This window comes from uncultured Roseibium sp., from assembly GCF_963675095.2.
Lineage (GTDB): Bacteria > Pseudomonadota > Alphaproteobacteria > Rhizobiales > Stappiaceae > Roseibium.
This window is the reverse complement of sequence record NZ_CAXXSJ010000069.1, coordinates 68,233-88,889: the sequence shown is the minus strand read 5'-3', so window position 1 is coordinate 88,889 and position 20,657 is coordinate 68,233. Positions and strand designations below refer to the sequence as shown.

21 protein-coding genes and 1 pseudogene are annotated in these 20,657 nt (G+C 61.0%); 6 read left to right on the top strand and 16 right to left on the bottom strand.

Annotated features, from left to right (window positions below; genetic code table 11):
- The first annotated feature begins 50 nt into the window (after positions 1–50).
- The 6 genes and pseudogenes from ABIN98_RS26835 to speB all read left to right on the top strand — a co-directional run bounded on the left by ABIN98_RS26835 (position 51) and on the right by speB (position 4,999).
- On the top strand, positions 51–872 hold the full coding sequence (locus ABIN98_RS26835) for an ABC transporter permease (RefSeq protein WP_346914968.1): 822 nt from the start codon (positions 51–53) through the stop codon (positions 870–872).
- Positions 872–1,684 (top strand): ABC transporter ATP-binding protein, encoded by an 813-nt coding sequence (locus tag ABIN98_RS26830; protein WP_346914966.1) that lies wholly within the window; start codon positions 872–874, stop codon positions 1,682–1,684. The genes ABIN98_RS26835 and ABIN98_RS26830 overlap by 1 nt, the downstream gene beginning before the upstream one ends.
- Positions 1,684–2,472, top strand: coding sequence for a creatininase (locus tag ABIN98_RS26825; RefSeq protein WP_346914964.1), 789 nt, complete (start codon positions 1,684–1,686; stop codon positions 2,470–2,472). Before ABIN98_RS26830 ends, ABIN98_RS26825 begins: the two co-directional genes overlap by 1 nt.
- A 9-nt stretch (positions 2,473–2,481) precedes the next feature.
- Positions 2,482–3,260 (top strand): annotated as a pseudogene (locus tag ABIN98_RS26820) (SDR family NAD(P)-dependent oxidoreductase).
- On the top strand, positions 3,257–4,018 hold the full coding sequence (locus tag ABIN98_RS26815) for a 3-oxoacyl-ACP reductase family protein (protein WP_346914958.1): 762 nt from the start codon (positions 3,257–3,259) through the stop codon (positions 4,016–4,018). Before ABIN98_RS26820 ends, ABIN98_RS26815 begins: the two are co-directional and overlap by 4 nt.
- Positions 4,019–4,036: 18 nt before the next feature.
- Complete coding sequence (gene speB, locus ABIN98_RS26810; RefSeq protein WP_346914956.1) at positions 4,037–4,999, top strand: agmatinase; 963 nt, start codon at positions 4,037–4,039, stop codon at positions 4,997–4,999.
- 9 nt (positions 5,000–5,008) lie between these two features.
- On the opposite strand, the gene ABIN98_RS26805 is transcribed toward speB, so the two are convergent.
- The 16 genes from ABIN98_RS26805 to ABIN98_RS26730 form a co-directional block, all read right to left on the bottom strand.
- Positions 5,009–5,704 carry a GntR family transcriptional regulator gene (locus ABIN98_RS26805; protein WP_394701632.1) on the bottom strand — a complete coding sequence of 232 codons (696 nt, stop codon included), beginning with the start codon at positions 5,702–5,704 and terminating at the stop codon, positions 5,009–5,011.
- 65 nt (positions 5,705–5,769) lie between these two features.
- Positions 5,770–6,153, bottom strand: a complete 384-nt coding sequence (hpxZ, locus tag ABIN98_RS26800; RefSeq protein ID WP_346914954.1) for an oxalurate catabolism protein HpxZ — start codon at positions 6,151–6,153, stop codon at positions 5,770–5,772.
- Between the two features lies 1 nt (position 6,154).
- Positions 6,155–6,925, bottom strand: coding sequence for a 5-formyltetrahydrofolate cyclo-ligase (locus ABIN98_RS26795; protein WP_346914952.1), 771 nt, complete (start codon positions 6,923–6,925; stop codon positions 6,155–6,157).
- A gap of 13 nt (positions 6,926–6,938) precedes the next feature.
- On the bottom strand, positions 6,939–8,348 hold the full coding sequence (locus tag ABIN98_RS26790) for an AtzE family amidohydrolase (RefSeq protein WP_346914950.1): 1,410 nt from the start codon (positions 8,346–8,348) through the stop codon (positions 6,939–6,941).
- Positions 8,345–8,530, bottom strand: coding sequence for a DUF4089 domain-containing protein (locus tag ABIN98_RS26785; protein WP_346914948.1), 186 nt, complete (start codon positions 8,528–8,530; stop codon positions 8,345–8,347). The genes ABIN98_RS26790 and ABIN98_RS26785 overlap by 4 nt, the downstream gene beginning before the upstream one ends.
- Positions 8,527–9,204 carry an isochorismatase family cysteine hydrolase gene (locus ABIN98_RS26780; protein WP_346914946.1) on the bottom strand — a complete coding sequence of 226 codons (678 nt, stop codon included), beginning with the start codon at positions 9,202–9,204 and terminating at the stop codon, positions 8,527–8,529. The genes ABIN98_RS26785 and ABIN98_RS26780 overlap by 4 nt, the downstream gene beginning before the upstream one ends.
- Positions 9,204–10,748 (bottom strand): ABC transporter ATP-binding protein, encoded by a 1,545-nt coding sequence (locus ABIN98_RS26775; protein ID WP_346914944.1) that lies wholly within the window; start codon positions 10,746–10,748, stop codon positions 9,204–9,206. Before ABIN98_RS26775 ends, ABIN98_RS26780 begins: the two co-directional genes overlap by 1 nt.
- A gap of 3 nt (positions 10,749–10,751) precedes the next feature.
- Complete coding sequence (locus tag ABIN98_RS26770; protein WP_346915380.1) at positions 10,752–11,459, bottom strand: isochorismatase family cysteine hydrolase; 708 nt, start codon at positions 11,457–11,459, stop codon at positions 10,752–10,754.
- Between the two features lie 39 nt (positions 11,460–11,498).
- The gene (locus ABIN98_RS26765) at positions 11,499–12,518 is read right to left on the bottom strand and encodes a formamidase (protein ID WP_346914942.1); all 1,020 of its coding nucleotides are present in this window, start codon (positions 12,516–12,518) and stop codon (positions 11,499–11,501) included.
- A gap of 11 nt (positions 12,519–12,529) precedes the next feature.
- Complete coding sequence (locus ABIN98_RS26760; protein WP_346914940.1) at positions 12,530–13,453, bottom strand: ABC transporter permease; 924 nt, start codon at positions 13,451–13,453, stop codon at positions 12,530–12,532.
- Positions 13,454–13,455: 2 nt separating this feature from the next.
- Positions 13,456–14,571 carry an ABC transporter permease gene (locus ABIN98_RS26755; RefSeq protein WP_346914938.1) on the bottom strand — a complete coding sequence of 372 codons (1,116 nt, stop codon included), beginning with the start codon at positions 14,569–14,571 and terminating at the stop codon, positions 13,456–13,458.
- Positions 14,572–14,659: 88 nt separating this feature from the next.
- Entirely contained in the window at positions 14,660–15,772 is a 1,113-nt protein-coding gene (locus ABIN98_RS26750; protein ID WP_346914936.1) for a BMP family ABC transporter substrate-binding protein, read from the bottom strand.
- A 310-nt stretch (positions 15,773–16,082) separates the two neighbouring features.
- On the bottom strand, positions 16,083–16,928 hold the full coding sequence (gene hpaD / locus ABIN98_RS26745; protein WP_346914934.1) for a 3,4-dihydroxyphenylacetate 2,3-dioxygenase: 846 nt from the start codon (positions 16,926–16,928) through the stop codon (positions 16,083–16,085).
- Between the two features lie 167 nt (positions 16,929–17,095).
- A complete protein-coding gene (locus ABIN98_RS26740) occupies positions 17,096–18,322 on the bottom strand; it encodes a M24 family metallopeptidase (RefSeq protein WP_346914932.1) in 1,227 nt (408 codons plus the stop codon).
- Positions 18,323–18,491: 169 nt separating this feature from the next.
- Positions 18,492–19,346, bottom strand: coding sequence for an ABC transporter permease (locus ABIN98_RS26735; RefSeq protein ID WP_346914930.1), 855 nt, complete (start codon positions 19,344–19,346; stop codon positions 18,492–18,494).
- 10 nt (positions 19,347–19,356) lie between these two features.
- Positions 19,357–20,616 carry an ABC transporter permease gene (locus tag ABIN98_RS26730; protein ID WP_346914928.1) on the bottom strand — a complete coding sequence of 420 codons (1,260 nt, stop codon included), beginning with the start codon at positions 20,614–20,616 and terminating at the stop codon, positions 19,357–19,359.
- Between the last annotated feature and the right edge of the window lie 41 nt (positions 20,617–20,657).

Below are 20,657 nucleotides of genomic sequence, written 5' to 3'. Positions count from 1 at the left end.
ATGCGGGCCGCACTTTTCCTTTCTCCCGCTGATCGAAATCAGAGGGCATCATGCCAGATCCTGTTTCAGAGAAATCCTCCCGGCGGCCATTCTTCGCCATTCGCCAGCCCGTGTCCCGATACCAGATTATCGTATCGGCAATCGGGATCTGGGTCGTCTTCTTCGGCATCTGGTTGCTTGCAACCGAAACCGGTGCCGTAAATCAGCTTCTCGTCCCGGCGCCGCAAAAGGTGCTGGTGACCATCTATGAACTCTTTGTCGAACGCGGATTTGCTGCCGATGTCGGTATCAGTATCGGTCGCGTGATTGTCGCCTTTCTGGCTGCATCCCTGGTCGCCATTCCGCTCGGCGTGGTGATGGGCGCCTTTCCCGCGGCAGAGGCCATCTTCAATCCCTTCGTTTCCGCCTGGCGCTACCTGCCGGCACCGTCGTTCATTCCGGTTCTGTTGATGTGGTTCGGCACCGGCGAGGCGCCGAAACTGGCGCTGCTGTTCATCGGCGTGGTGTTCTTCTTGATCACGCTGGTGATGGATCACACCAAGAATGTCCGCAACGAGCTGATCGAGACGGCGCTGACCCTCGGTGCGGGCCGCGGCACTATCGTCCGCTCGGTGATCTTGCCCGCCGTCCTGCCCAACATCGTCGTCGCCATGCGCCAGATGCTGGCGGTCACCTGGACCTATCTGGTGATCGCGGAAATCGTCGCGTCCACCACCGGGATCGGGGCCATGATGATGCGCGCGCGCCGCTTCCTGCACACCGATGAAATCATGGCAGGCATCATCGTCATCGGCGTGCTCGGCCTGACCTTCGACCTGCTGTTCGACCGCCTGCACCGCTGGTTGTTCCCCTATCTGCAGGAGAAGCGCTGATGGCCCAGGCAAACGAAACAATCGCGCCCGGCGAAACCATCCTGTCGCTGCAGAACATCTCCAAGACCTTCGATCTTGGCCGCGGCCGCTCGGTGGAAGCCATTTCCGGCGTGTCCTTCGACGTCAAGAAGAACGACATCTGCGTCATTCTCGGCCCGTCCGGATGCGGCAAGTCGACGGTCCTGCGCATGATCGCGGGTTTGGAAACGCCGACGTCGGGAATACTCGACCTTGAAGGCCGCCGGATCGACGGGCCGGGCAGGGATCGAGGAATGGTGTTTCAGGCCTACACATCCTTCGACTGGTTGAGTGTTCGCAAGAACGTCGAATTCGGCATGAAGGTCAATCAGGTCCCCGCGGCCGAGCGTCGGGAGCGGGCGGATCACTTCATCGAACTGGTCGGCCTCACAAAATTCGCCGATGCCTATCCGACCCTGCTTTCCGGCGGCATGCGCCAGCGCGTCGCCATCGCCCGGACGCTCGCCAACGATCCGGAACTCCTGCTTATGGACGAACCCTTCGGGGCCCTCGACGCGGAAACCCGCTGGCACATGCAGGAACTGCTGGTGGAAATCGCCGAGACCGCCGACACGACCATTGTCATGGTCACCCACGACATCGAGGAAGCGATCTTCCTCGCGGACCAGATCGTCTTCATGTCGCGCCATCCCGGCCGCGTGAAGGAAGAAATCCGGCCGGAATTCAAACGGGGTGAGCGCATCGCCGACAAGGAAAAGGTCATTTCGCTTGAGGGCTACAGCGCCCTTGAACGCCACATCATGCGCCTGATGCGCGAAGAAGGTTCCAAGTAATGAAGAATGCAGCAACCGCGAAAACGCCCGTCATGATGTCGGAAATGACCTGGCCGGAATATGCAGACGCGCTGAAGCGGAACCCGGTGGTTTTCATCCCGACCGGTGCACTGGAACAGCATGGGCCCCATCTGCCCATGGCGGTGGATTACCTGCTGCCGTCCGCCATTGCCCGTGAAATCGCGACTGAAGTCGGCGGTGTCGTCGCGGCACCCGTCACCTACGGCTACAAGTCCCAGACCCGGTCCGCCGGCGGTCCGTTTTTCCCTGGCAGCACCGGTCTTGACGGGGCGACACTGACGGCTGTCCTGCGCGACATTATCCGCGAATTGGTCCGCCACGGCGCCCGGCGCATCTGCGTGCTGGACGGCAACTATGAGAACCTGTGGTTCCTGACCGAAGGCATCGATCTTGCCATGCGCGAGGTCGGCGACAAGGGAGTGCGCATCATGTGTCTGCAGCACTGGGAATTCCTGACGGAAGAGACGTTGGCCCAGGTGTTCCCGGACGGCTATCCGGGGATCGAACTGGAACATGCCGCGGTTCTCGAAACCTCGCTGATGATGAATTTCCATCCCGAACTGGTTCGCTTCGATCTCGTGCCGGACAATGCGCCGGGCGATGCGCCATGCTATGACGTCTGGCCGCCGCGCAAGGAATGGGTGGCGCCGGAAGGCTCGCTGATTTCCGCCAAGGGTGCATCGCCGGAAAAAGGCGCGCTGATCGCGGCCCAATACCGGCGCGATATTACCAAGGCGGTTAAACGGGAATTCTACGAGCTGGGATAGGATCGGGTCATGCAGGCGGCTTTCGATTTCTCCGGAAAAACGGTCCTCGTTACCGGCGCGAGCCGGGGGATCGGTTATGGCATTGCCGAAGGCTTTGCCCGATCTGGTGCAACGCTCGCCATTCTAGCGGAAGGCGAGGACGTTCACGAAGCGGCGGAGCGGTTGTCCGGCCTTTCCGGTTCTCCCGTCCGGGGTCTCCATTGCGATATCACCGACAGAGGCGATGTCGCCCGCGCCATTGCCGGCTTCGACCGGATCGACGTTTTGATCAATAATGCAGGACTTGAGCGGCCGACGCCGCTCAACGACCCGGAATCAGCAGTCGATGACACATTTGCCCGCGTGATGGCGGTCAACGTGGCCGGCACCTATAACGTCACGCGCGAGGCCCTTTCGAAGCTGCCGGACCGGGCAGGGTGGTGATTACCTCGTCTATCTGGGGCAAGACCGCCGTTCCGGACTTCTCAGCTTATATCGCTTCCAAACATGCCCTGATCGGGCTGACCCGGACCTGGGCGAAGGAACTGGGACCCCGTGGCATCACCGTCAATGCGGTCTGCCCGGGCTGGGTGAAGACCGAGGCCTCCATGCGCTCGCTTCATTCCATGGCGGACAAGACCGGTGCCGCACCGGATGTCCTTCTGGATGAAATCGTCTCCGCGCAGGCGATTGGTGGGCTGATGGAACCGGCGGACGTCGCTGGCCTGTATCTGTTTCTGGCCTCCAATGCGGCCGCCAACATTACCGGTCAGGCGATCAATGCGGATCGCGGCGAGGTCATGGTATGAGCGGCGCCCTTCAAGGCAAACGGGCACTGGTCACCGGCGGATCGCGCGGCATCGGCCGCGCCATCGCCCTTGCCTTTGCCCGCGAGGGCGCTCGTGTCGCAATCTGTCATCCCGGTGATCCGGAAGCCTATTTGACCCTGGTAGAACTCAAGGAGTTCGACCCGGAGGCGCTGGAAATCAGGGCCGATGTCTCGGTCGAGCAGGATGTCTGCGATATGGTCGCGGAGATCGGTGAGGCGTTCGGCGGTCTTGATATTCTCGTCAACAACGCGGGCATCCTGCGTGAAAAGCCGCTGCTCGACACCAGTGCCGCCGAGTTCGATGAGGTGATCGCTGTTAATCTCAAGGGCGCGTTCCTGGTGTCGAGGGAAGCGGCCCGCCTTATGGCCAGCCAGGCGACAGCCGAAGGGCCGGGGCGGATCATCAGCATGGCTTCGGATCTCGCCTTTCTCGGCCGTGAAGCGATGCCGGCCTATTGTGCGTCGAAAGGCGGCATCGTGTCCCTGACCCGGTCCATGGCGCGCGAACTGGCGCCTGATATTCTTGTTAATGCCATTGCCCCCGGGCCGGTCGATACGGACATGACCAGTGTCGACACCATGAGCCCGGAAGCCCTGGCGAAAGACCTTGCAACACCGCTGGCCCGTTTTGCCCGGCCCGAAGAAATCGCCGCTCTTGCCGTCTATCTTGCCGGCGACGGCGCCCGCTTCGTCACCGGCCAGTGCTACGGCGCCAATGGCGGCAGTGCCATGTATTGATGACCCCTGGAGTGCACTATGAGTGATCCCTTTTACCAGCCTGTTTCCGGTTTCGACCTGCCGCGTTTTGCCGGCGTCCCGACCTTCATGCGCTTGCCGCATGTGACGCTGGACGATCCGAAGATTGCGGATGTGCAGATCGGTCTTGTCGGTGCGCCCTGGGACACCGGCACCACGAACCGTCCGGGCCCGCGCCACGGGCCGCGCCAGTTGCGTGATCTCTCCACGATGATCCGGGCCGGAAACGGCGCCACCGGCGTCCGTCCCTTCGAGATGGTCAATTGCGCCGACATCGGCGATGTCGCGCCCAATCCGGCAGACGTGCAGGACAGCCTGAGGCGCTTTTCCGAATTCTACGCGAAGGTGAAGGCAAAAGGCGTCGTGCCGCTGACCGCAGGCGGTGACCACCTGTGCTCGCTTCCGATCCTGCGTGGTCTCGCTTCCGATGCGCCGGTCGGAATGATCCATTTCGACAGCCACACGGACCTGTTTCACAGCTACTTCGACGGCTGCATGTACACCCACGGCACGCCGTTCCGCCGGGCCGTCGAGGAAGGTCTCCTTGACCCGAAGCGCGTTGTGCAGATCGGCATTCGTGGGACGACTTACGACCGGGAAGATCGCGACTTTGCCGACAGCGTTGGCATCCGGGTCATTGCAATCGAGGAATTCTTCAAGCGTGGTCTTGAGGATGTGATGGCCGAAGCGCGGGAGATCGTCGGGGATAAACCCACCTATGTCTCCTACGATATCGACTTTGTCGATCCCGCCTTCGCGCCAGGCACAGGCACGCCGGAAGTCGGCGGACCGAATTCCTTCCAGGCGCTTCAGGTCGTTCGCGAGCTGGAGGGGGTCAACATCATGGGCGCCGATCTGGTCGAGGTCTCGCCGCCCTTCGATGCTTCCGGTGGGACCGCCTGGCTCGGCGTTTCGATCATGTTCGAACTGCTGTGCGTCATGGCGGGATCGCTGACGCGCTAGGAGAGACGCCTAAAGCTGCTCCACATAGGTATCGAACGCATTGCGCACGGTATCTATGTGGCTGCGCATGACTTCGGCCGCCGCATCCCGGTCGCCCCGCAGGATTGCTTCCACGATATCCGTATGCTCCGCCTGCGAACGGGCAAGCCGCCCCAGCGTCCGAAATTGAGCCCGACGGAAAGGGGCGAGCCGTCTGCGGGTGGCAAGCGTCAGGTCTGCCAGGTAGCTGTTGTGGCTGCCGGCGTAGATGGCGTTGTGGAACTCTTCGTTGAGCTCGTGATAACGCTGCGGATCGCCCTTACGCATCGGTTCGGCAAGCGCCTCGAGCAGAGCTTCGAGGTCGCGGCGTTCCTTGCGGGTCATGTTGATCGCTGCCAGCCCGGCACAGATCGCTTCCATCTCTGCCATGGCCACGAACATTTCCTGCAGCTTTTCCGCGGACAGATAGGTGACGAAACAGCCGCGATGGGGCTTCAGTTCCACCAACCCGCTGGTTTCCAGTTGGCGCAGAGCCTCGCGGATGGGGGTCCGGGAAACCTTGAACCGTGCCGCAAGGCCCATCTCGTCGAGCTGGGTGCCCGGCGTCAGGTCTCCCTTGACGATCTCATCGGCAAGTTGAAGCCGGATGTCCTCGGTGCGGGTACGGCTCGCGGGTTTCATTTCTGCTTTTGTGGACACGATCGGAACCCGGGTGGTCGGAGGCATTGGTGGAATATCTCCAAATCACCTAATCCAGCCAGCGTATCGCGACAACCCGGTGCGCGCTTTGGTCATGGCGCGTCAATCACGCTGACATGGGCCGCGACAACCTTCCAGCCTTCCGGCGTACGGACCCAGGTCTGCATCTGCCGTCCGACCTTTCCCGGTGCATTGTCACGGTAAAACAACGTCGAGGCCGTTGCGTAGTCGGCGCCATAGGTGGTGATGACCGTCTTGTCGAGGGATCGCTCCAGACCCGACGACGGCCGTGCGGACCGGAAGGCCGCAATCTCAGCGTAGCCGTAGAGGTTCTCGCCGCCACCGTAGCGGATCGTCGTCGGGGCATCCAGAAACAGCCGGTCAAGCACCTCGACGTCATTGGTCACCAGCGCCGTCTCGTATTCTTCGAAGATTTTTTCGACTTCGGCCTTCACGCCGGGATTGTTGATTTCCATCTCAGAGCGCTCCGGCCTTGGCGACGATGCGATCCCGCAGGGTCTTCAGAAACGGAATGTCCCGGTATTGGTCGTCCTGGACGAAGTCCCAGGCAACGCCGGTCGGCTGCGGGTAGGGCGTTTTCGTATCGATCAGTTCCTGTTCGGTCGCGATGTAGTGCAGCGCACTGTCATGGGCCTGCATGATCACGTCATCGTTGGGGACGACCTGGCAGGAATGGACAGTCGTCGTCAAAAGGGTGTCCGGCTTGAGCTTGCCCAGTTCCCGGAAGATGCCGAGTTCCAGATCGGCAAAGCCGCCACCCTTGCCGGTGCGTCCGCCCTCGCGGGTGACGGCAACACAGCCGACGACAACGAAGTCGAGCATCTCCATCTCTTCGAATTCAACCGGTTCGCCATATTCGACGAACCCTTGGGAGACGGCGGCCAGTTCGAACTGGATACCCTGCTTTGCCAACTTTTCCGGATCGAGCCGGACGAAGGGAAAGGGTTTCACCAGCTCCGGCACCGGCGCATAGACGATCTTGCCGTCATAGAGCGCCCGCAGCCGGACCGGGATCTGGGGCGGGTCCGGATTGCATTTGACCGTGCGGGCAGCTTTCCATGCTTCCAGTTTGGATAGATTGAGGGCGGCAAGGTCTGCGCCTGCATAGTTCGGGATCCGACTATGGACCGGGCCGACGTTGACACCCGTGTCCACCAGTGTATTCCAGATGCGGTCGCGGACCAGATCCTTGTCGGAATTGCGTCCTGCCCAGCGTGCGTCGCTCATGAAATCCTCTTTGTTATTGGAGTTTTGCAACGGGAGCCGAAGCGACGCCCGTCGTCTGAAGATGATGGGCGACCCGCAGCGCCAGGTCTTCCCGCCACGCCGGTGCGATCACCTGGACGCCGATCGGCAGGCTCGCACCGTCCAGCCAGACTGGGACGGTTGCCACCGGCAGGCCGATGAAGGAAATCGGCTGGGTATAGATCCCGATATTGGGTCGCGCCGGCATTTCCTCGCCATCGAGCACGATCGTCTTGGTTCCCGACGGCAGGGCATGAAACGGCGTCGCCGGTGCCAGCAGGATGTCCACGTGGGAAAAGAGTTCGCGCATCATGGCCTGAAACCAGCTTCTGAAACGCTGTGCCTGCTGGACCCAGACGCCTGGGACCATGGCACCGGAGATGAACCGGTCCCGCGTGTCCGGATCGAAGTCGTCAGGCCGCGTGCGGATGCGGTCCAGATGGAGCGAAGATCCCTCGACGGTGGTAATCACATAGGCAGCCGCGCGTGCACGCGCCGCTTCGGGAACTTCGATTTCTCCAATGGCACCGAGTGCGCTTGCGATCAAGTCCACTGCCTGAAAGGCTTCGGGCATGCCCCGCTGCCTGAAATAGCCGCCGGCAACGGCGATTTTGAGCCCGTCGATGCCCTTGGAAAGTTCGCCCAGCGTCGGCAGCACCGGTTTGTCTGCCTGTGCGTGATCTTTCGGGTCCGGGCCCTGCAGCACGTCGAAAATGAGTGCCAGATCCTCGGCGGACCGGGCGAGGGGCCCTAGATGATCGAGACTGCCGACGAAGGGAAAGGATCCCGTACGGCTCAATCGGCCGAAGGTCGGTTTCAGGCCGAACAGCCCGCAGAAGGAGGAAGGGACGCGGATCGAGCCGTTGGTATCCGACCCGAGGGTGACAGGAACCATTCCGGCTGCCGCGGCTGCGCCCGATCCGGACGACGATCCTCCGGTCATGCGGGTCGTGTCATGGGGGTTCAGGCAGTTAACGTCATGAACGTTTTCGCCTGTGAAATCATAGGCATATTCTCCCATGTTCAACCCGCCTATCAGGATTGCGCCCGCGGCCTTCATTTTGGCAATCAGGGTCGCGTCCGATGCGGCAGGCGGGTTTTCCCGGTTGATCTTGGAGCCGGCCCGCGTTGTCACACCCTCCATGTCGAACAGGTTCTTGACGGCATAGGGAACGCCGGCCAGCGGCAACTTCGCGCCACCGGCAAGCGCTTCGTCAACGGCTCTGGCTTCCGAAAGGGCACGGTCCGCGGTGATATCGGTGAAGGCCTGGATTCGTGCATCCAGTTTGTCGACGGTCTGCAAGGCATGGGTCGCGACCGCTTCGGCGCTGATATCCCCACCGGTTACCGCGCTGACGGTCTGTGCGGCCGTCCAGCTTTTCTGATCGCTCGGTAGACTGCTCATGGAAGGAACACCGGTGCGGCTTCGAGATCGTCGTCGAAAGGAAAGGACATGACAAGCTCCGCGGCTTTTGCGGTCGCGGCAACATTCGCCTCGACGGCCGGACGCCAGTCGTCCTTGATGGTCAGACCCATGACCTTTTCCATATGCGCCACATGGGCCTTTTCATCGAATGGCTCGCTCATGTTGCCGCCTCCTTTGCGATTGCGTCTTTCAGGGTGTCAAGCGGCGCCGTCCAGCCGACGATCCCGCCCTGCGCCCGGATCATCTCCAGCGCGGCCGCCTTGAATTCCGGGAAATAGCTTTCAGTTGCTTCCTCGATCAGGAGACATTCGAAACCGCGGTCGTTGGCCTCGCGCATGGTGGTCTGGACGCAGACCTCCGTGGTCACTCCGGCGAAGACGAGGCTTTTGGTGCCGAGCTTTTTCAGAATAGGACCGAGATCCGTGGCGTAGAAGGCTCCCTTGCCTGGCTTGTCGATGACGATCTCGCCCTCGATCGCGCCGCAGGCCGGAATGATCTCAGCGCCCGGTTCGCCGCGGACGAGGATCCGCCCCATGGGACCGGGATCTCCGATGCGCAGTGTTGGCGAGCCGCGGTCGCGTTTCGCTGGCGGACAGTCCGAGAGGTCGGGCAGATGATCTTCGCGCGTATGGATCACCGGCCAGCCTTCTTTGCGGAACAGGGTCAGGAGATCGACTGTTGGCTGGACCGCCCGCTGCAGGTGGGAAATGTCGTTGCCGAGCGTTTCGCCGAAGCCGCCGGGCTCGATGAAATCGCGCTGCATGTCGATCACGATCAGTGCAACGGACGCCGGATCAAAGGAAAACCCAAAGGGTTTGGCATCGACCGTAATCATCAGTGATGCCCCGCCATGGCATGGCCGATGGTAGCCCGGTCCGTCTTTTCCATCGGCGAGGTATAGGTGATCTTGCCTTCCGACATGACCGCGACCGTGTCCGCGAGTTCCAGAATTTCGTCGAGGTCTTCGGAAACCAGAAGCACGGCGGCGCCCCGGTTGCGCTGATCCATGATCTGGGCCCTGATTTCCGCGACCGACGCGAAATCCAGACCGAAGCAGGGATTGGCGACGATCAGGATATCGACCTCGCCGGACAGTTCCCGGGCGAGGATCGCCCGCTGGACGTTGCCGCCGGACAGGTTTTCGATCGGCTCTTCCGTGGAAGGCGTCTTGACCCTGTAGGAGGCGATCAGGTCCCGTGCCTTCTGGCGCATGGGCGCCGGCGACAGCCAGCCCTTGAACGGCGAGATCGGAGGTTTGTCGAAAGTCCGGAACGCCATGTTCTCGGCTACGCTCATGCGCGGCACCGCGACGTTCTTCAGCGGCTCCTCGGAAAAGCCGAAGACCTTGAAGGTGTCCATGAGCTTGCGTTCCGGCTCATAAGGCTTGCCGTCGATGAAGATACGGCCGTCCGATGGAATCCGCTGGCCGGAGAGAACCTCGATCAGCTCCGATTGGCCGTTGCCAGAAACGCCGGCGATCCCCAGGATTTCGCCGCTGTGAACCTTCAGGTTGATCGCTTCCAGTGCGGGCAGCTGTTCATCGTCTTCGGCAAAAAGCCCCGCGACCTCGAGTTTCAGCTTGGCGTCCGCATGGACTTGGCGGGCCGCACTTTCCCGGATCGTGGTGTCGCCGATCATCATGTGGCTCATGTCTTCCACCGAGAGATCGGCGACCTTGCCTGCTCCGACCATCCGCCCACGACGGAGCACGGTGACCGCATCGGCATAAGCGGTCACTTCGCGGAACTTGTGGGTGATCATCAGGATGGTGAGATCGCCCGCCTGCGTCATGCCGCGCAGCAGACCGAGCACTTCGTCGGCCTCGTCCGGCGTCAGCACGGATGTGGGTTCGTCCAGGATCAGGAAGCGCTGGTCGAGGTAGAGCTGCTTCAGGATTTCCAGCTTCTGTTTTTCGCCTGCCGACAGTCCTGAAACAGGCACGTTCAGCGGGACCTTGAACGGGGTTGTCTCCAGAAAGGCTTCCAGGCCTTTTCGTTCCTTGGTCCAGTCGATGATCGCCGGCGTGTCGGCCCGGGAAATCACCAGGTTTTCCGCAGCGGTCAGCGATGGGACCAGCGTGAAATGCTGATAGACCATGCCGATGCCGAGCGCATGGGCGGCACGCGGGTTCGGGATCTCCACTTCAGCATCGTTGACCAGAACCGAGCCTTTCGTCGGCTGGTAGAAGCCCATCATGCATTTGACGAGCGTCGACTTGCCTGCACCGTTTTCGCCCAGGAGCGCGTGAAACGAACCGGGGGTGACGCGGATGGAGACATCGTCCAGCGCAACGAGGCTGCCGAAGATTTTGGACATGCCCACGGTCTCGACACCTATCGCGCGGCGGACGTCAGCTTGGGTTTCGACAGCCAGGCTCATGGTTCAGTTCCCCGTCTTCGCGTTCTTCATGCCCGCCAGGAAGGTGGCGCTGTCTGCAACCGCGCCGAAGACGCCGCCCTGCATGGTGACCATCTTCAGCGCCGCATCGTGGTTGCCCTTGTCGGTCGCCCCGCAGCAGTCGGACAGGATCAGACATTCGAAGCCACGATCATTGGCCTCACGCATGGTGGTATGGACGCAGACATCGGTTGTAATCCCGGTCAGAACGATATTGCGGATACCTTTTGTGTTCAGCAGCAATTCCAGGTCTGTCGCGCAGAAGGAACCCTTTCCCGGCTTGTCGATGACCGGTTCGCCCGGAAGCGGAGCAAGTTCCGGAATGATCTCCCAGCCCGGCTCTCCCCGCACGAGGATTTTGCCGCAAGGGCCGGGATCGCCGATGCCGGCGCCGATCCGCTGCGAGCGCCAGCGCTTGTTGGCTGGAAGGTCGGAAAGGTCCGGCCGGTGGCCTTCGCGGGTGTGGATGATGAGATAGCCCTGCGCCCGCATCTCGGCGAGCACTTTCATGATCGGTTCGATCGGCGCCTGAGTCAGGGATATGTCATACCCCATGGCATCCACATAACCGCCTGCGCCGCAGAAATCGATTTGCATGTCGATGATGATCAGCGCCGTATTCTCCGGCCGCAGATCGCCATTGTAGGGCCAGGGATAGGGATCGGCGGCAACCGGGCCTTCACGTTCGCCCATGACTTCGCCTGTCTTGATGTCAACTACGCTCATGGCAGGTCACTCCGCTGCATCGCTCAGGGCCTTTTCTCCGAAAGCTCGCGTCGGGGCGTCGAAGCCGCAGGAGATGCCGTCGGTGTGCACCACCTCGTCTTCCCAGGGCAGGCGGTATTTGCCGGCCGCAAGGTCGGTCATATAGGTGTAGGGGCAATCCTGCGCGCCGCCTTTGACGGCCACATAGCCTCGATGGCCGAACTGGTAGATGTTGTTTTCAACCCCCCAGTTAATGCGTGCTTCCCGGACCAGATCCGGACGGACTTCCGCCGTGATGATCTCGTTCGCCCGCCCGCTGGTGCCATGGGCAATGATCGATCCGTCGAAATTGACGATCATGCCTTCGCCCATGCTGTCGAAGGTGCCGTCGGTGCCGCACATGCAGACATTGGCCGTGACCATCAGATTGCAGAAGGCGTTGGACTGGTTGGTGAACTTCCAGGAGTCCCGGATCGGCGCGGTGTAACCGGCCGTGCGGATCATGATTTCCGCGCCCTTGTAGGCGCACTCGCGCGCCATTTCCGGGAACATGCCGTCATGGCAGATGATCAGCGCGATTTTCGAACCCTTGGGACCTTCGATGACCGGAATGCCCTGATCGCCGGGCTCCCAGGGTTCGACCGGAACCCAGGGGTGCATCTTGCGATAGTAGAGCTTCAGCTCGCCCTTGTTGTCGATGATCAGGCCCGAGTTGTAGGGCATGCCGCCTGGGTTCAATTCCATGATGGAAAAGCAGCCCCAGATGTCATTGTCGATACAGGCCTGCTTGAAGGCGGCGACCTCCGGTCCGTCGAGCGTGCACATGATTTCCGGGTTGGTGTCCATGGAAAGGCCGTGCAGGGCGTATTCCGGGAAGACGACCATGTCCATTGACGCCATGTTGCGCCGGGCCTTTCCGACCATGTCGACGATGACCTGGGTCTGGGCCGCCAGTTCGATCTCGTTGGTCACCACCGGCAGCTGCAGCTGGACCATGCCGAGAACGACACCGTTCGGGGATTTGTTGAGACCTCCAAGTCCGTTCATGGATTTGCTCCTTATTTGGTGATGGAGAGTTCGCCCGGGGCGCCCTTCAGGGAACGCTTGGGCGATGTGCTGGCGATCATGATCAGAAGGGTCATGATGTAGGGCGCCGCGTTGAAGAAGTGGTAGCCGCGCGAGATGCCGATCGATTGCAGCGCAGGCCCGAGCGCGCCGGCCGCTCCGAACAGAAGGGCGGCCAGGAAGCAGTACAGCGGGTTCCAGCGGGCAAAGATCACCAGGGCGACAGCCATCAGGCCCTGACCGGAAGACAGCCCTTCGGTCCAGCTTCCCGGATAGTAGAGCGACAGGAACGAGCCGCCGACGCCGGCGAAAAAACCGCCGACCATGGTGGAGAGCAGCCGCACCTGATTGACGTTGATGCCGAGTGCAAGCGCCGCCGGCGCGCTGTCTCCGGTCGTGCGCACCGTCAGGCCCCAGCGGGTGTTCTTCAGCCCCCACCACAGGACAATGGCGAGAACGATGCCGAGCAGGAACAGCGGGTTGATTTCGAGCGCCTGCTTCAGAGACGGATTGTCGGTCCAGGAGCCCAAGGAAATCGAGGGCAGGCGCGGTGCCTGGGGCTGGATATAGGCCTTGCCGAAGAAGAAGGCGAGGCCGGTGCCGAACAGCATCAGGGCAATGCCGATGGCGATGTCATTGACCTTCGGCAGCTTGCACAAATAGCCGTGCAGCGCACCGAAGCAGGACCCGCACAGACCGGCGACCAGAACGCCCAGCCAGGGAGAGCCAGTATGATAGGAAATCGCGTAGCCGGACATGGCGCCGAAGACCAGCGTGCCTTCCAGGCCGAGATTGATCCGTCCAGATTTTTCCGTCAGCGTTTCGCCAAGGCTGACGAACAGAAACGGCGTGGAGACGCGGATCGCGCCTGCGAACATCGCCATAAGAACCGTGGCAATGCCTGAATCTTCGAACATGATCAGAGATCTCCCTTGGACCGGAAGAACGGCAGGCGGCCGTAGAAGGTTTCAGACACCAGCAGGACCACGAAGATGAGGCCCTGAAGCACGAGCACGGTGGCATCGGGCAGGTCCATGCGCCGCTGTACGAGGCCGCCGGACGCCGCGATGCCGCCGAGGAAGATGGCGACGGGTACGATCACCAACGGATTGTGCCGGGCGAGGAAGGACACGAGGATGCCGGTAAAGCCGTAGCCGGCGATCAGCGAGGCATTAGCCTTGCCGTGAATGGCGGTCACCTCGAAGAAACCGGCAAGCCCTGCGCAGGCACCTGCGATGGCGCAGGAGATCACCATCAGCTTTCCGACCGGCAGCCCTTGTGCCTGAGCCGCGCGCAGGTTGCCGCCAGTAATCCGGGCGGCAAAACCGAACGTGGTGCGGTTCATCAGCAGGTAGAGGAGAATGCAAAGCACAATACCGAAGACCAGGCCCCAGTGAACGTCGGTGCCGGGAATGGCGCCGATCATGTTGTCGCGCCCGATCGGCATGGTGGAGGGTTTGTTCGGATCGGAGGGATCGCGCAGGGCGCCTTCAACGAAGAAGTTGAGGATCGAAACGGCGATATAGAACAACAGCAGCGAGGCGATGGTTTCGTTGACCCCGCGGTAGTGCCGAAGGGCCCCGACGAAGCCAATCCAAATGCCACCGGCAACGATCGCGGCGAGTGCCATCACCGGAAGCAGAAGCGGGGCCGGAGCCCAGGGAACCATGGGTATCGCGATCGCTGCCGCCGCGAAGCCGCCGAGAACCAGGGCCCCTTCGCCGCCGATAATCACGAGCCCCAACCGCGCGGGAATGGCGACGCAGAGGGCGGTGAAAATCAGCGGCGAAGCCCGCACCAGCGTGTTCTGCCAGGAAAAGCTGGTGCCGAAGCCGCCACGCCAGACCAGAGAAAAGAAGTCGGCCGGCGATTTGCCGAGGGCCAGCAGGAAAATGGAAAACAGAACCCCGGAAACAATCAGGGCCAGGATCGGCATGATCACGAATTCGGAGGATCGCCGAAACCGGTCGAGTGTATCGGCGAAGGCGCTGCCCTGTCCGCTCGCCAATCTGTCCGCTTTGGTCACATCGACCATGTGAATGTCCCCGCTGCCGTTAGCCTGTCCTGAGCTACATTTTTGCCATCACCCCGGCCATTTGCCGGGGTGATGTTCGTGCGTCGCCTCAGGTGATCGAACCGATCACGCCTTCGATCAGGTAGTCGGTCTGGTCGAGGGACGGATCGTAGTTGTCGAGACTTGCACCGGCAGCCAGCAGCGGTGTGCCATCCTGCTTGTTGATCGGACCGGTGAAGATCGGCTTACCGGCCTTCACGGCCACGCGGGCTTCGTCTGCTGCTGCGATCGCCGCTTCGGTTGCGCCGGCGCCATAAGGTGTGCTCTGGACGAAATCGAGGTCGAAACCGCCGCCTGTGAAGTTCGGCAGGGTCTTGCCTTCGGTCAGGTCGTTGGCGAACATCTTGTAGATGGTGGCCCATTTGTATTCGGCGCCGGTGATGAAGCCCTTCGGCGCGAGCGGCGCCTGGGAGGCATTGTGGCCGCAGCACTTGATGCCACGGGCTTCGGCGGTTTCGATCACCACCTTCGGGCCGTCCACGTGGCAGGTCAGCACGTCACAACCGGCGTCGACCAGAGCGTTGGCCGCTTCCGCTTCACGCACCGGCATGGACCATTCACCGGTAAAGATGACCTGGACGGTCGCGTTCGGGTTGACCTTTTTTGCACCCAGCAGGAACGAGTTGATGTTCCGCAGAACCGTGCCGATCGGCTTGGCGGCAACGAAGCCGAGCTTATTGGTCGTGGTGGAAAGGCCTGCGGCAACGCCGTCGATGTAATGGGCCTGGTCCAGATAGCCGAAATAGCTGCCAGCGTTCTTCGGGTCCGCATCGGTCCACAGCGGCGCTGCGTGACGGAACTGAACGTCCGGGTACTTGGCGGCGAGATCGAGCACGAACGGCTTGTAGTAGCCGAAGGAGGTGGCGAAGATCAGCTCGGCGCCATCGAGATTGATCATGGATTCCATCGACTTCTGAACGGCGATGGTCTCCGGCACGTTTTCTTCTTCGACCACAGTCACGCCCGGCACTTCCTTCAGCGCGGCGGCCGCAACGGCGTGTGCCTGGTTCCAGCCGAAGTCGTCGCGCGGGCCGACATAGACGATGCCGACCGTCAGGCCGGCTGCGGATGCCATGCGCGGCAGGCCGGCAGCAGACAGTCCGAGCAGACCGGCTGCGGACGTTTTCAAGAGAGAACGGCGGTTGAGTTCAAATTTCGACATGGTGCACCTCCTAAGGGACTGGAGCAGGGGAGCAGGAAGAGCTCCGCCCACGGCCTCGTTAAGGAGTTAGCAACCTGTGTGCCAACCGTTGGGTGTTCGTGGGAAAGAGGGGATAAATTATTGTAATTACGGAGAAAATATGGAGGATATCGGTGGCTTTAGAATATGGGCGCGCTGTTTGAAACGTGACTTGGAAGCTAGATTGTATGCAATCATGATTTATGTGATAAAAAAATAGGCAAAAAAATAAAAAGGCAGGCTCGTGAATTGAGCCCGCCTGATCCTTTAGGGGAAGCGAATAAGTTTCCCGCTACACGTGAAACTCGACGTTGATCTGGCCGCTGCCGCTGCTTGGGAAGTAGTCGCAGAGTTGCTCGGCTTCACCGGTATAGGCGTCCCAGCCGAGGGCGGCGAACAGCATGATCGTGTCGGCCATTCCACCTTCGCCGTCACACTTGACGGCATAGTCGGGCAGCATTTCGAGGAATTCCGGATAGCGGCGCTGGCGCCATAGATCGAGGACCAGCATGTCGACCTGTTTGTTGAACTCGCTCGAGATCGAGGTCCAGGCATCGGGCCCGAGCTTCTTGTTCGGCCAGAGCTTGTGGGACAGCGACCCGCTGGCCAGGAGTACGGCTTTTTCGCCCGATTGCTCAACCGCTTCCTTGACCGCTTCGCCGACCTTGCGGATTTCTTCGAAGTCGGCAAACAGCGGCGTGGCGATTGAGACCACGGTCTGGGCACCATCATCATTCATGTAATGCATGGGCACGACGGTGCCGTATTCCAGCGCCAGCGTCGGAACATGATGAGAGCGGATTTGCAGGCCCTTGTCCGCCGCGCGCGCGGCGATCGCATCGGCGAGGGCCGGATTGCCAGGCATTTCGTACTGGAGATCCTGGATCATGTGCGGCGCTTCGTGGCTGGTATAGGTGCCCTTGTGATGCGCATTGGCGTTGATGTGGAAGCCGAAGTTCGACAGCCAGTGGGTGTCGAAGACGATATAAGTCGTCGCACCGCGGTCGCGCGCCCGCTTGCCGATTTCGCGCAAGGACTTCATGGCCCCGTCGCGACAGCCTTTCAGCGGCCCTTCCATCTCCGACAACAGAATTGACGGTACATGCGTGATCTTGGCGGCTAGTACGATTTCGCCCATGACGTCCTCCCGAATAACAAAGCCCTTATGCGTCGCGGCTAAGCGGCGATCTAATTAATTGCGATGTTAAATAAAGCAAAGCGGCAGGGAATTGATCTAGATCATGCTTGCTTGATTTCCGGTCCGGTGGGCCGGGAAACCATGTGGTTTCCCGGCCTGGCGTGCATTCAGGACGCGACGATGTTGTGTTCCGGACCGAACGGGAAGCCGGTGATGTTTTCAGCTCCCGTTTCCGTGACGATCAGAATGTCGTGTTCCCGGTAACCACCGGCGCCGGGCTGACCTTCCGGTACCATGATCATCGGCTCCATGGAGACAACCATGCCCGGCTCCAGAACCGTCTCCACGTCCTCGCGCAGTTCCACGGAGGCTTCACGTCCATAATAGTGGCTGAGAACGCCGAACGAATGGCCGTAGCCGAACGAGCGGTATTTCAGCAGATCGTGGCTGCGGTAAATGTCATTGAGTTCGGTGGCGATGTCGCAGCAGCGCGCCCCGGGCTTGATCAGGTCGAGCCCCGCACGATGGACGTCGCAGTTGATGTTCCAGAGTTTCAGATGAGCGTCGGAGGCATAGTCGCAAAACAGGGTGCGTTCGAGCGCCGTGTAATAGCCGAAGATCATCGGAAAGCAGTTCAGGCTGAGGATGTCGCCCGGTTCGATTGTCTTGTTTGTGACCGGGTTATGCGCGCCGTCCGTATTGATGCCCGACTGGAACCAGGTCCAGGTGTCCATCAGCTCCACGAACGGGAAGGAACGGGCGATTTCGCGGATCATGGCGTTGGTGGAGGCAATGGCGACTTCGTGCTCGGGTACGCCGGCGGCGACCGCGTCCACCGTGGCCGCACCGCCGATATCGCAGATACGCGCGCCTTCGCGGATCAGGACATGTTCCTCCGCGCTCTTGATGGTTCTTTGGGTCATCACATCGGCGGCGATATCGATCAGCTCGACCCCCGGCAGGGCGGCTTCCAGCTGTGCTTTGAGGTCGAGCGACACGTGGTCGAACTCGATGCCGATCCGTTTGATCGCCGGATTGGGCATTTTCAGTAGCGACTGGATCGCGAAGAAATAGTTGTCCCGGCGCCAGTCCGTATAGGTGAGGGCGTTGCCGTGGGTTCTGCGCCAGGGCTGGCCGCCATCGATCCCGGCGGAGATGGTCGTGGCGATCGTGTCCGTGACCAGGAATCCGTATTTCCTCCCGAATGAACAATAGAGGAAGCCGGAGAAGTAGCAGATGTTGTGGTAGGAGGTGAACAGGCAGGCATCGATCCGCTTCGCTTCCATCAGCTTGCGCAATCTTGCCTGCCGGCCGTCCATTTCAGCGGCTGAAAAAGGCAGATACGCCTTCTCGCCGTTTTCCATTTCATAGACACGATCCATATCGGCACTCATTTCACTTTCTCCTTGCATTGGAGGCCAAACGGAAAACGGGCCGGCTTCTGGAAGAAGCCGGCCCGCCAGGCCTGATTGAATTTTGTTGTCTGCCAGGAAGATCGCCTCGCGATCACCTCCGGCGACTGGCGTACCGCCACCGGCCTCTGTGAGGAACAGGACCCCGGATTTATCCCGGGGTAAGACCGCGCAGGCGTTCCGACCGCCGGCGCAGAAGTTCAAGAACGGTAAGGAGCACGACGGAGATCGCGACCATGAGCGAGGCAACCGCCAGAATGGTCGGCGAAATCTGCTCGCGCAGACCGGTAAACATCTGCCAGGGCAGGGTTTTCTGGCCCGCGGAGCCCAGGAACAGCACGACCACGACTTCGTCGAAGGAGGTGATGAAGGCGAACAGAGCACCGGAGACGACCCCCGGAATGATCAGCGGCATCTGCACCTTGAAGAAGGTCGTGACCGGGTTTGCCCCCATGCTGGCGGCCGCACGGACCAGGCTGCGGTCGAACCCGACCAGCGTTGCCGTCACCGTGATGATGACGAAGGGGGTGCCAAGCGCCGCATGGGCGAGGACCACGCCCCAGTAAGTGCCCTGCAGGCCGATGCGCGAGTAGAAAAAATACATGCCGGCGGCCGATATGATCAGCGGCACGATCATAGGCGAGATCAGGATGGCCATGATCGCTGAACGGAACGGCACGTGGGACTGGGAAAGCCCGATGGCGGCAAGGGTTCCGAAACCGGTTGCCAGGATCGTCGCCACCGGCGCGATCAGGAACGAGTTGGTCAGCGCCTGTTGCCAGTCCGGATTGGTGAAGAAGTCCTCATAGTGCTTCAACGAGTAGCCGGCGGGATCGAAAGCCAGCATTGCCTTCGTGAAGGTGAAGAAATCCTCGGCGTTGAAACTCAGCGGCAGGATCACCAGGATCGGGAAGATCAGGTAGAAAAAGATCAGCCCGCAGATGATCCGGAAACCATAGTACCAGGCGCGCTGACCGGTGGAGGCGTATGCAGGAAGGTCGCTCATGGTCTGCCTCCTATCCGAGCTTCACGTTATCGATGCCCACGATCTTGTCGTAGACGATGAACAGGATGAGAACCGCGGCAAGCAGCATCGTTCCGAGCGCCGCCCCGAGACCCCAGTTCAGCGAACTGGAGATGTGATAGGCGATCCGGTTGGAGATGAAGATACCGCTGGTTCCGCCGACGAGTTCCGGCGTGATGTAGTACCCGATCGCGAGAATGAACACGAGCACGGCACCGGCGCCGATCCCGGGCACCGATTGCGGGAAATAGACCCGCCAGAAGGCGGTCCAATCGGTCGCGCCGAGGCTCTTTGCGGCGCGTACGTAAGACGGAGAAATTGTCTTCATCACCGAGTAGAGCGGAAGGATCATGAACGGCAGCAGGATATGGGTCATGGCGATGATCGTGCCGGTCTGGTTGTTGATCATGACCAGCCGGTTCGCGTCGCCCACGACGCCGACCCAGACGAGGAAATCGTTGATGACCCCTTGTTGCTGCAACAACACCTTCCAGGCGGACGTGCGCACCAACAGCGACGTCCAGAAAGGCAGGAGAACGAGGATCATCAGGAGGTTCGAGGTTCTGAGCGGCAAGGCCGCCAGCAGGAAGGCAATCGGGTAGCCAAGCAGGAGGCAGGAAACCGTGATCATGATCGACAGGAACAACGTCCGGCCGAACAGCAGCAGGTAAACCCGCTCGTCTTCCGGCTTCATCTGGATACCGTCCGGGGTCTGCTGCGCATCGACGGCCGCGAGGTAGTAGCCGGGCGTATAAGGCGGCGAGAACCGTTTCAGCGTCTGCCAGACCGCGAGGTCACCCCAGTCCTTGTCGACCTTCAGGAATTGCTCCTTGTAGGGCCCTTCCTTCATTTTCTTGACGTTGCGGCCGGTCTTGCGGAACAGGCTGGACATGCCCGTTTCTTCGTAGTTCAGCCGTGACCCGAGCCGGGTATGGGTTTTTTCCTTCACCGCAACCTTGAGGTCGTCGGCCAGCGCCGCATACACCGCTTCGTCCGGGAGTTGCCCAGACGTCGGGTCCCAACTCGCCAGTGCCTGGACCGTTTCAGGCAGCGTTTCTTCCACGATGCTGTTTTCGACGGAGCGAAGCAGCATGTCCACGATGGGCGCTACGAAGGTGACAATGACGAACACCAGCAGTGGTGCGATCAGTAGGAATGCCCGCAATTTCTCGCGGCGCAGGGCCTTTCGAAGGCTTGCCTTCAAAGGACGTCCGTCCTTTGTCGTCAGAACTGTATCGCTGGCTTCGCTCATTGGACTACCGGTCCCGGTTTTTTCAATCGGAGGGGTGGACG

Bases quoted from the DNA above. Each gene is read 5' to 3' on its own strand.
- ABIN98_RS26765 (WP_346914942.1), bottom strand. From the start codon at position 12,518: ATGAACGGACTTGGAGGTCTCAACAAATCCCCGAACGGTGTCGTTCTC.
- ABIN98_RS26755 (WP_346914938.1), bottom strand. From the start codon at position 14,571: ATGGTCGATGTGACCAAAGCGGACAGATTGGCGAGCGGACAGGGCAGC.
- ABIN98_RS26750 (WP_346914936.1), bottom strand. From the start codon at position 15,772: ATGTCGAAATTTGAACTCAACCGCCGTTCTCTCTTGAAAACGTCCGCA.
- hpxZ (WP_346914954.1), bottom strand. From the start codon at position 6,153: ATGGAAATCAACAATCCCGGCGTGAAGGCCGAAGTCGAAAAAATCTTC.
- ABIN98_RS26735 (WP_346914930.1), bottom strand. From the start codon at position 19,346: ATGAGCGACCTTCCTGCATACGCCTCCACCGGTCAGCGCGCCTGGTAC.
- ABIN98_RS26740 (WP_346914932.1), bottom strand. From the start codon at position 18,322: ATGAGTGCCGATATGGATCGTGTCTATGAAATGGAAAACGGCGAGAAG.
- ABIN98_RS26770 (WP_346915380.1), bottom strand. From the start codon at position 11,459: ATGGGCGAACGTGAAGGCCCGGTTGCCGCCGATCCCTATCCCTGGCCC.
- ABIN98_RS26805 (WP_394701632.1), bottom strand. From the start codon at position 5,704: ATGCCTCCGACCACCCGGGTTCCGATCGTGTCCACAAAAGCAGAAATG.
- ABIN98_RS26830 (WP_346914966.1), top strand. From the start codon at position 872: ATGGCCCAGGCAAACGAAACAATCGCGCCCGGCGAAACCATCCTGTCG.
- ABIN98_RS26760 (WP_346914940.1), bottom strand. From the start codon at position 13,453: ATGTTCGAAGATTCAGGCATTGCCACGGTTCTTATGGCGATGTTCGCA.
- ABIN98_RS26815 (WP_346914958.1), top strand. From the start codon at position 3,257: ATGAGCGGCGCCCTTCAAGGCAAACGGGCACTGGTCACCGGCGGATCG.
- speB (WP_346914956.1), top strand. From the start codon at position 4,037: ATGAGTGATCCCTTTTACCAGCCTGTTTCCGGTTTCGACCTGCCGCGT.
- ABIN98_RS26790 (WP_346914950.1), bottom strand. From the start codon at position 8,348: ATGAGCAGTCTACCGAGCGATCAGAAAAGCTGGACGGCCGCACAGACC.
- hpaD (WP_346914934.1), bottom strand. From the start codon at position 16,928: ATGGGCGAAATCGTACTAGCCGCCAAGATCACGCATGTACCGTCAATT.
- ABIN98_RS26835 (WP_346914968.1), top strand. From the start codon at position 51: ATGCCAGATCCTGTTTCAGAGAAATCCTCCCGGCGGCCATTCTTCGCC.
- ABIN98_RS26825 (WP_346914964.1), top strand. From the start codon at position 1,684: ATGAAGAATGCAGCAACCGCGAAAACGCCCGTCATGATGTCGGAAATG.
- ABIN98_RS26780 (WP_346914946.1), bottom strand. From the start codon at position 9,204: ATGATTACGGTCGATGCCAAACCCTTTGGGTTTTCCTTTGATCCGGCG.
- ABIN98_RS26775 (WP_346914944.1), bottom strand. From the start codon at position 10,748: ATGAGCCTGGCTGTCGAAACCCAAGCTGACGTCCGCCGCGCGATAGGT.
- ABIN98_RS26795 (WP_346914952.1), bottom strand. From the start codon at position 6,925: ATGAGCGACGCACGCTGGGCAGGACGCAATTCCGACAAGGATCTGGTC.
- ABIN98_RS26785 (WP_346914948.1), bottom strand. From the start codon at position 8,530: ATGAGCGAGCCATTCGATGAAAAGGCCCATGTGGCGCATATGGAAAAG.
- ABIN98_RS26730 (WP_346914928.1), bottom strand. From the start codon at position 20,616: ATGAGCGAAGCCAGCGATACAGTTCTGACGACAAAGGACGGACGTCCT.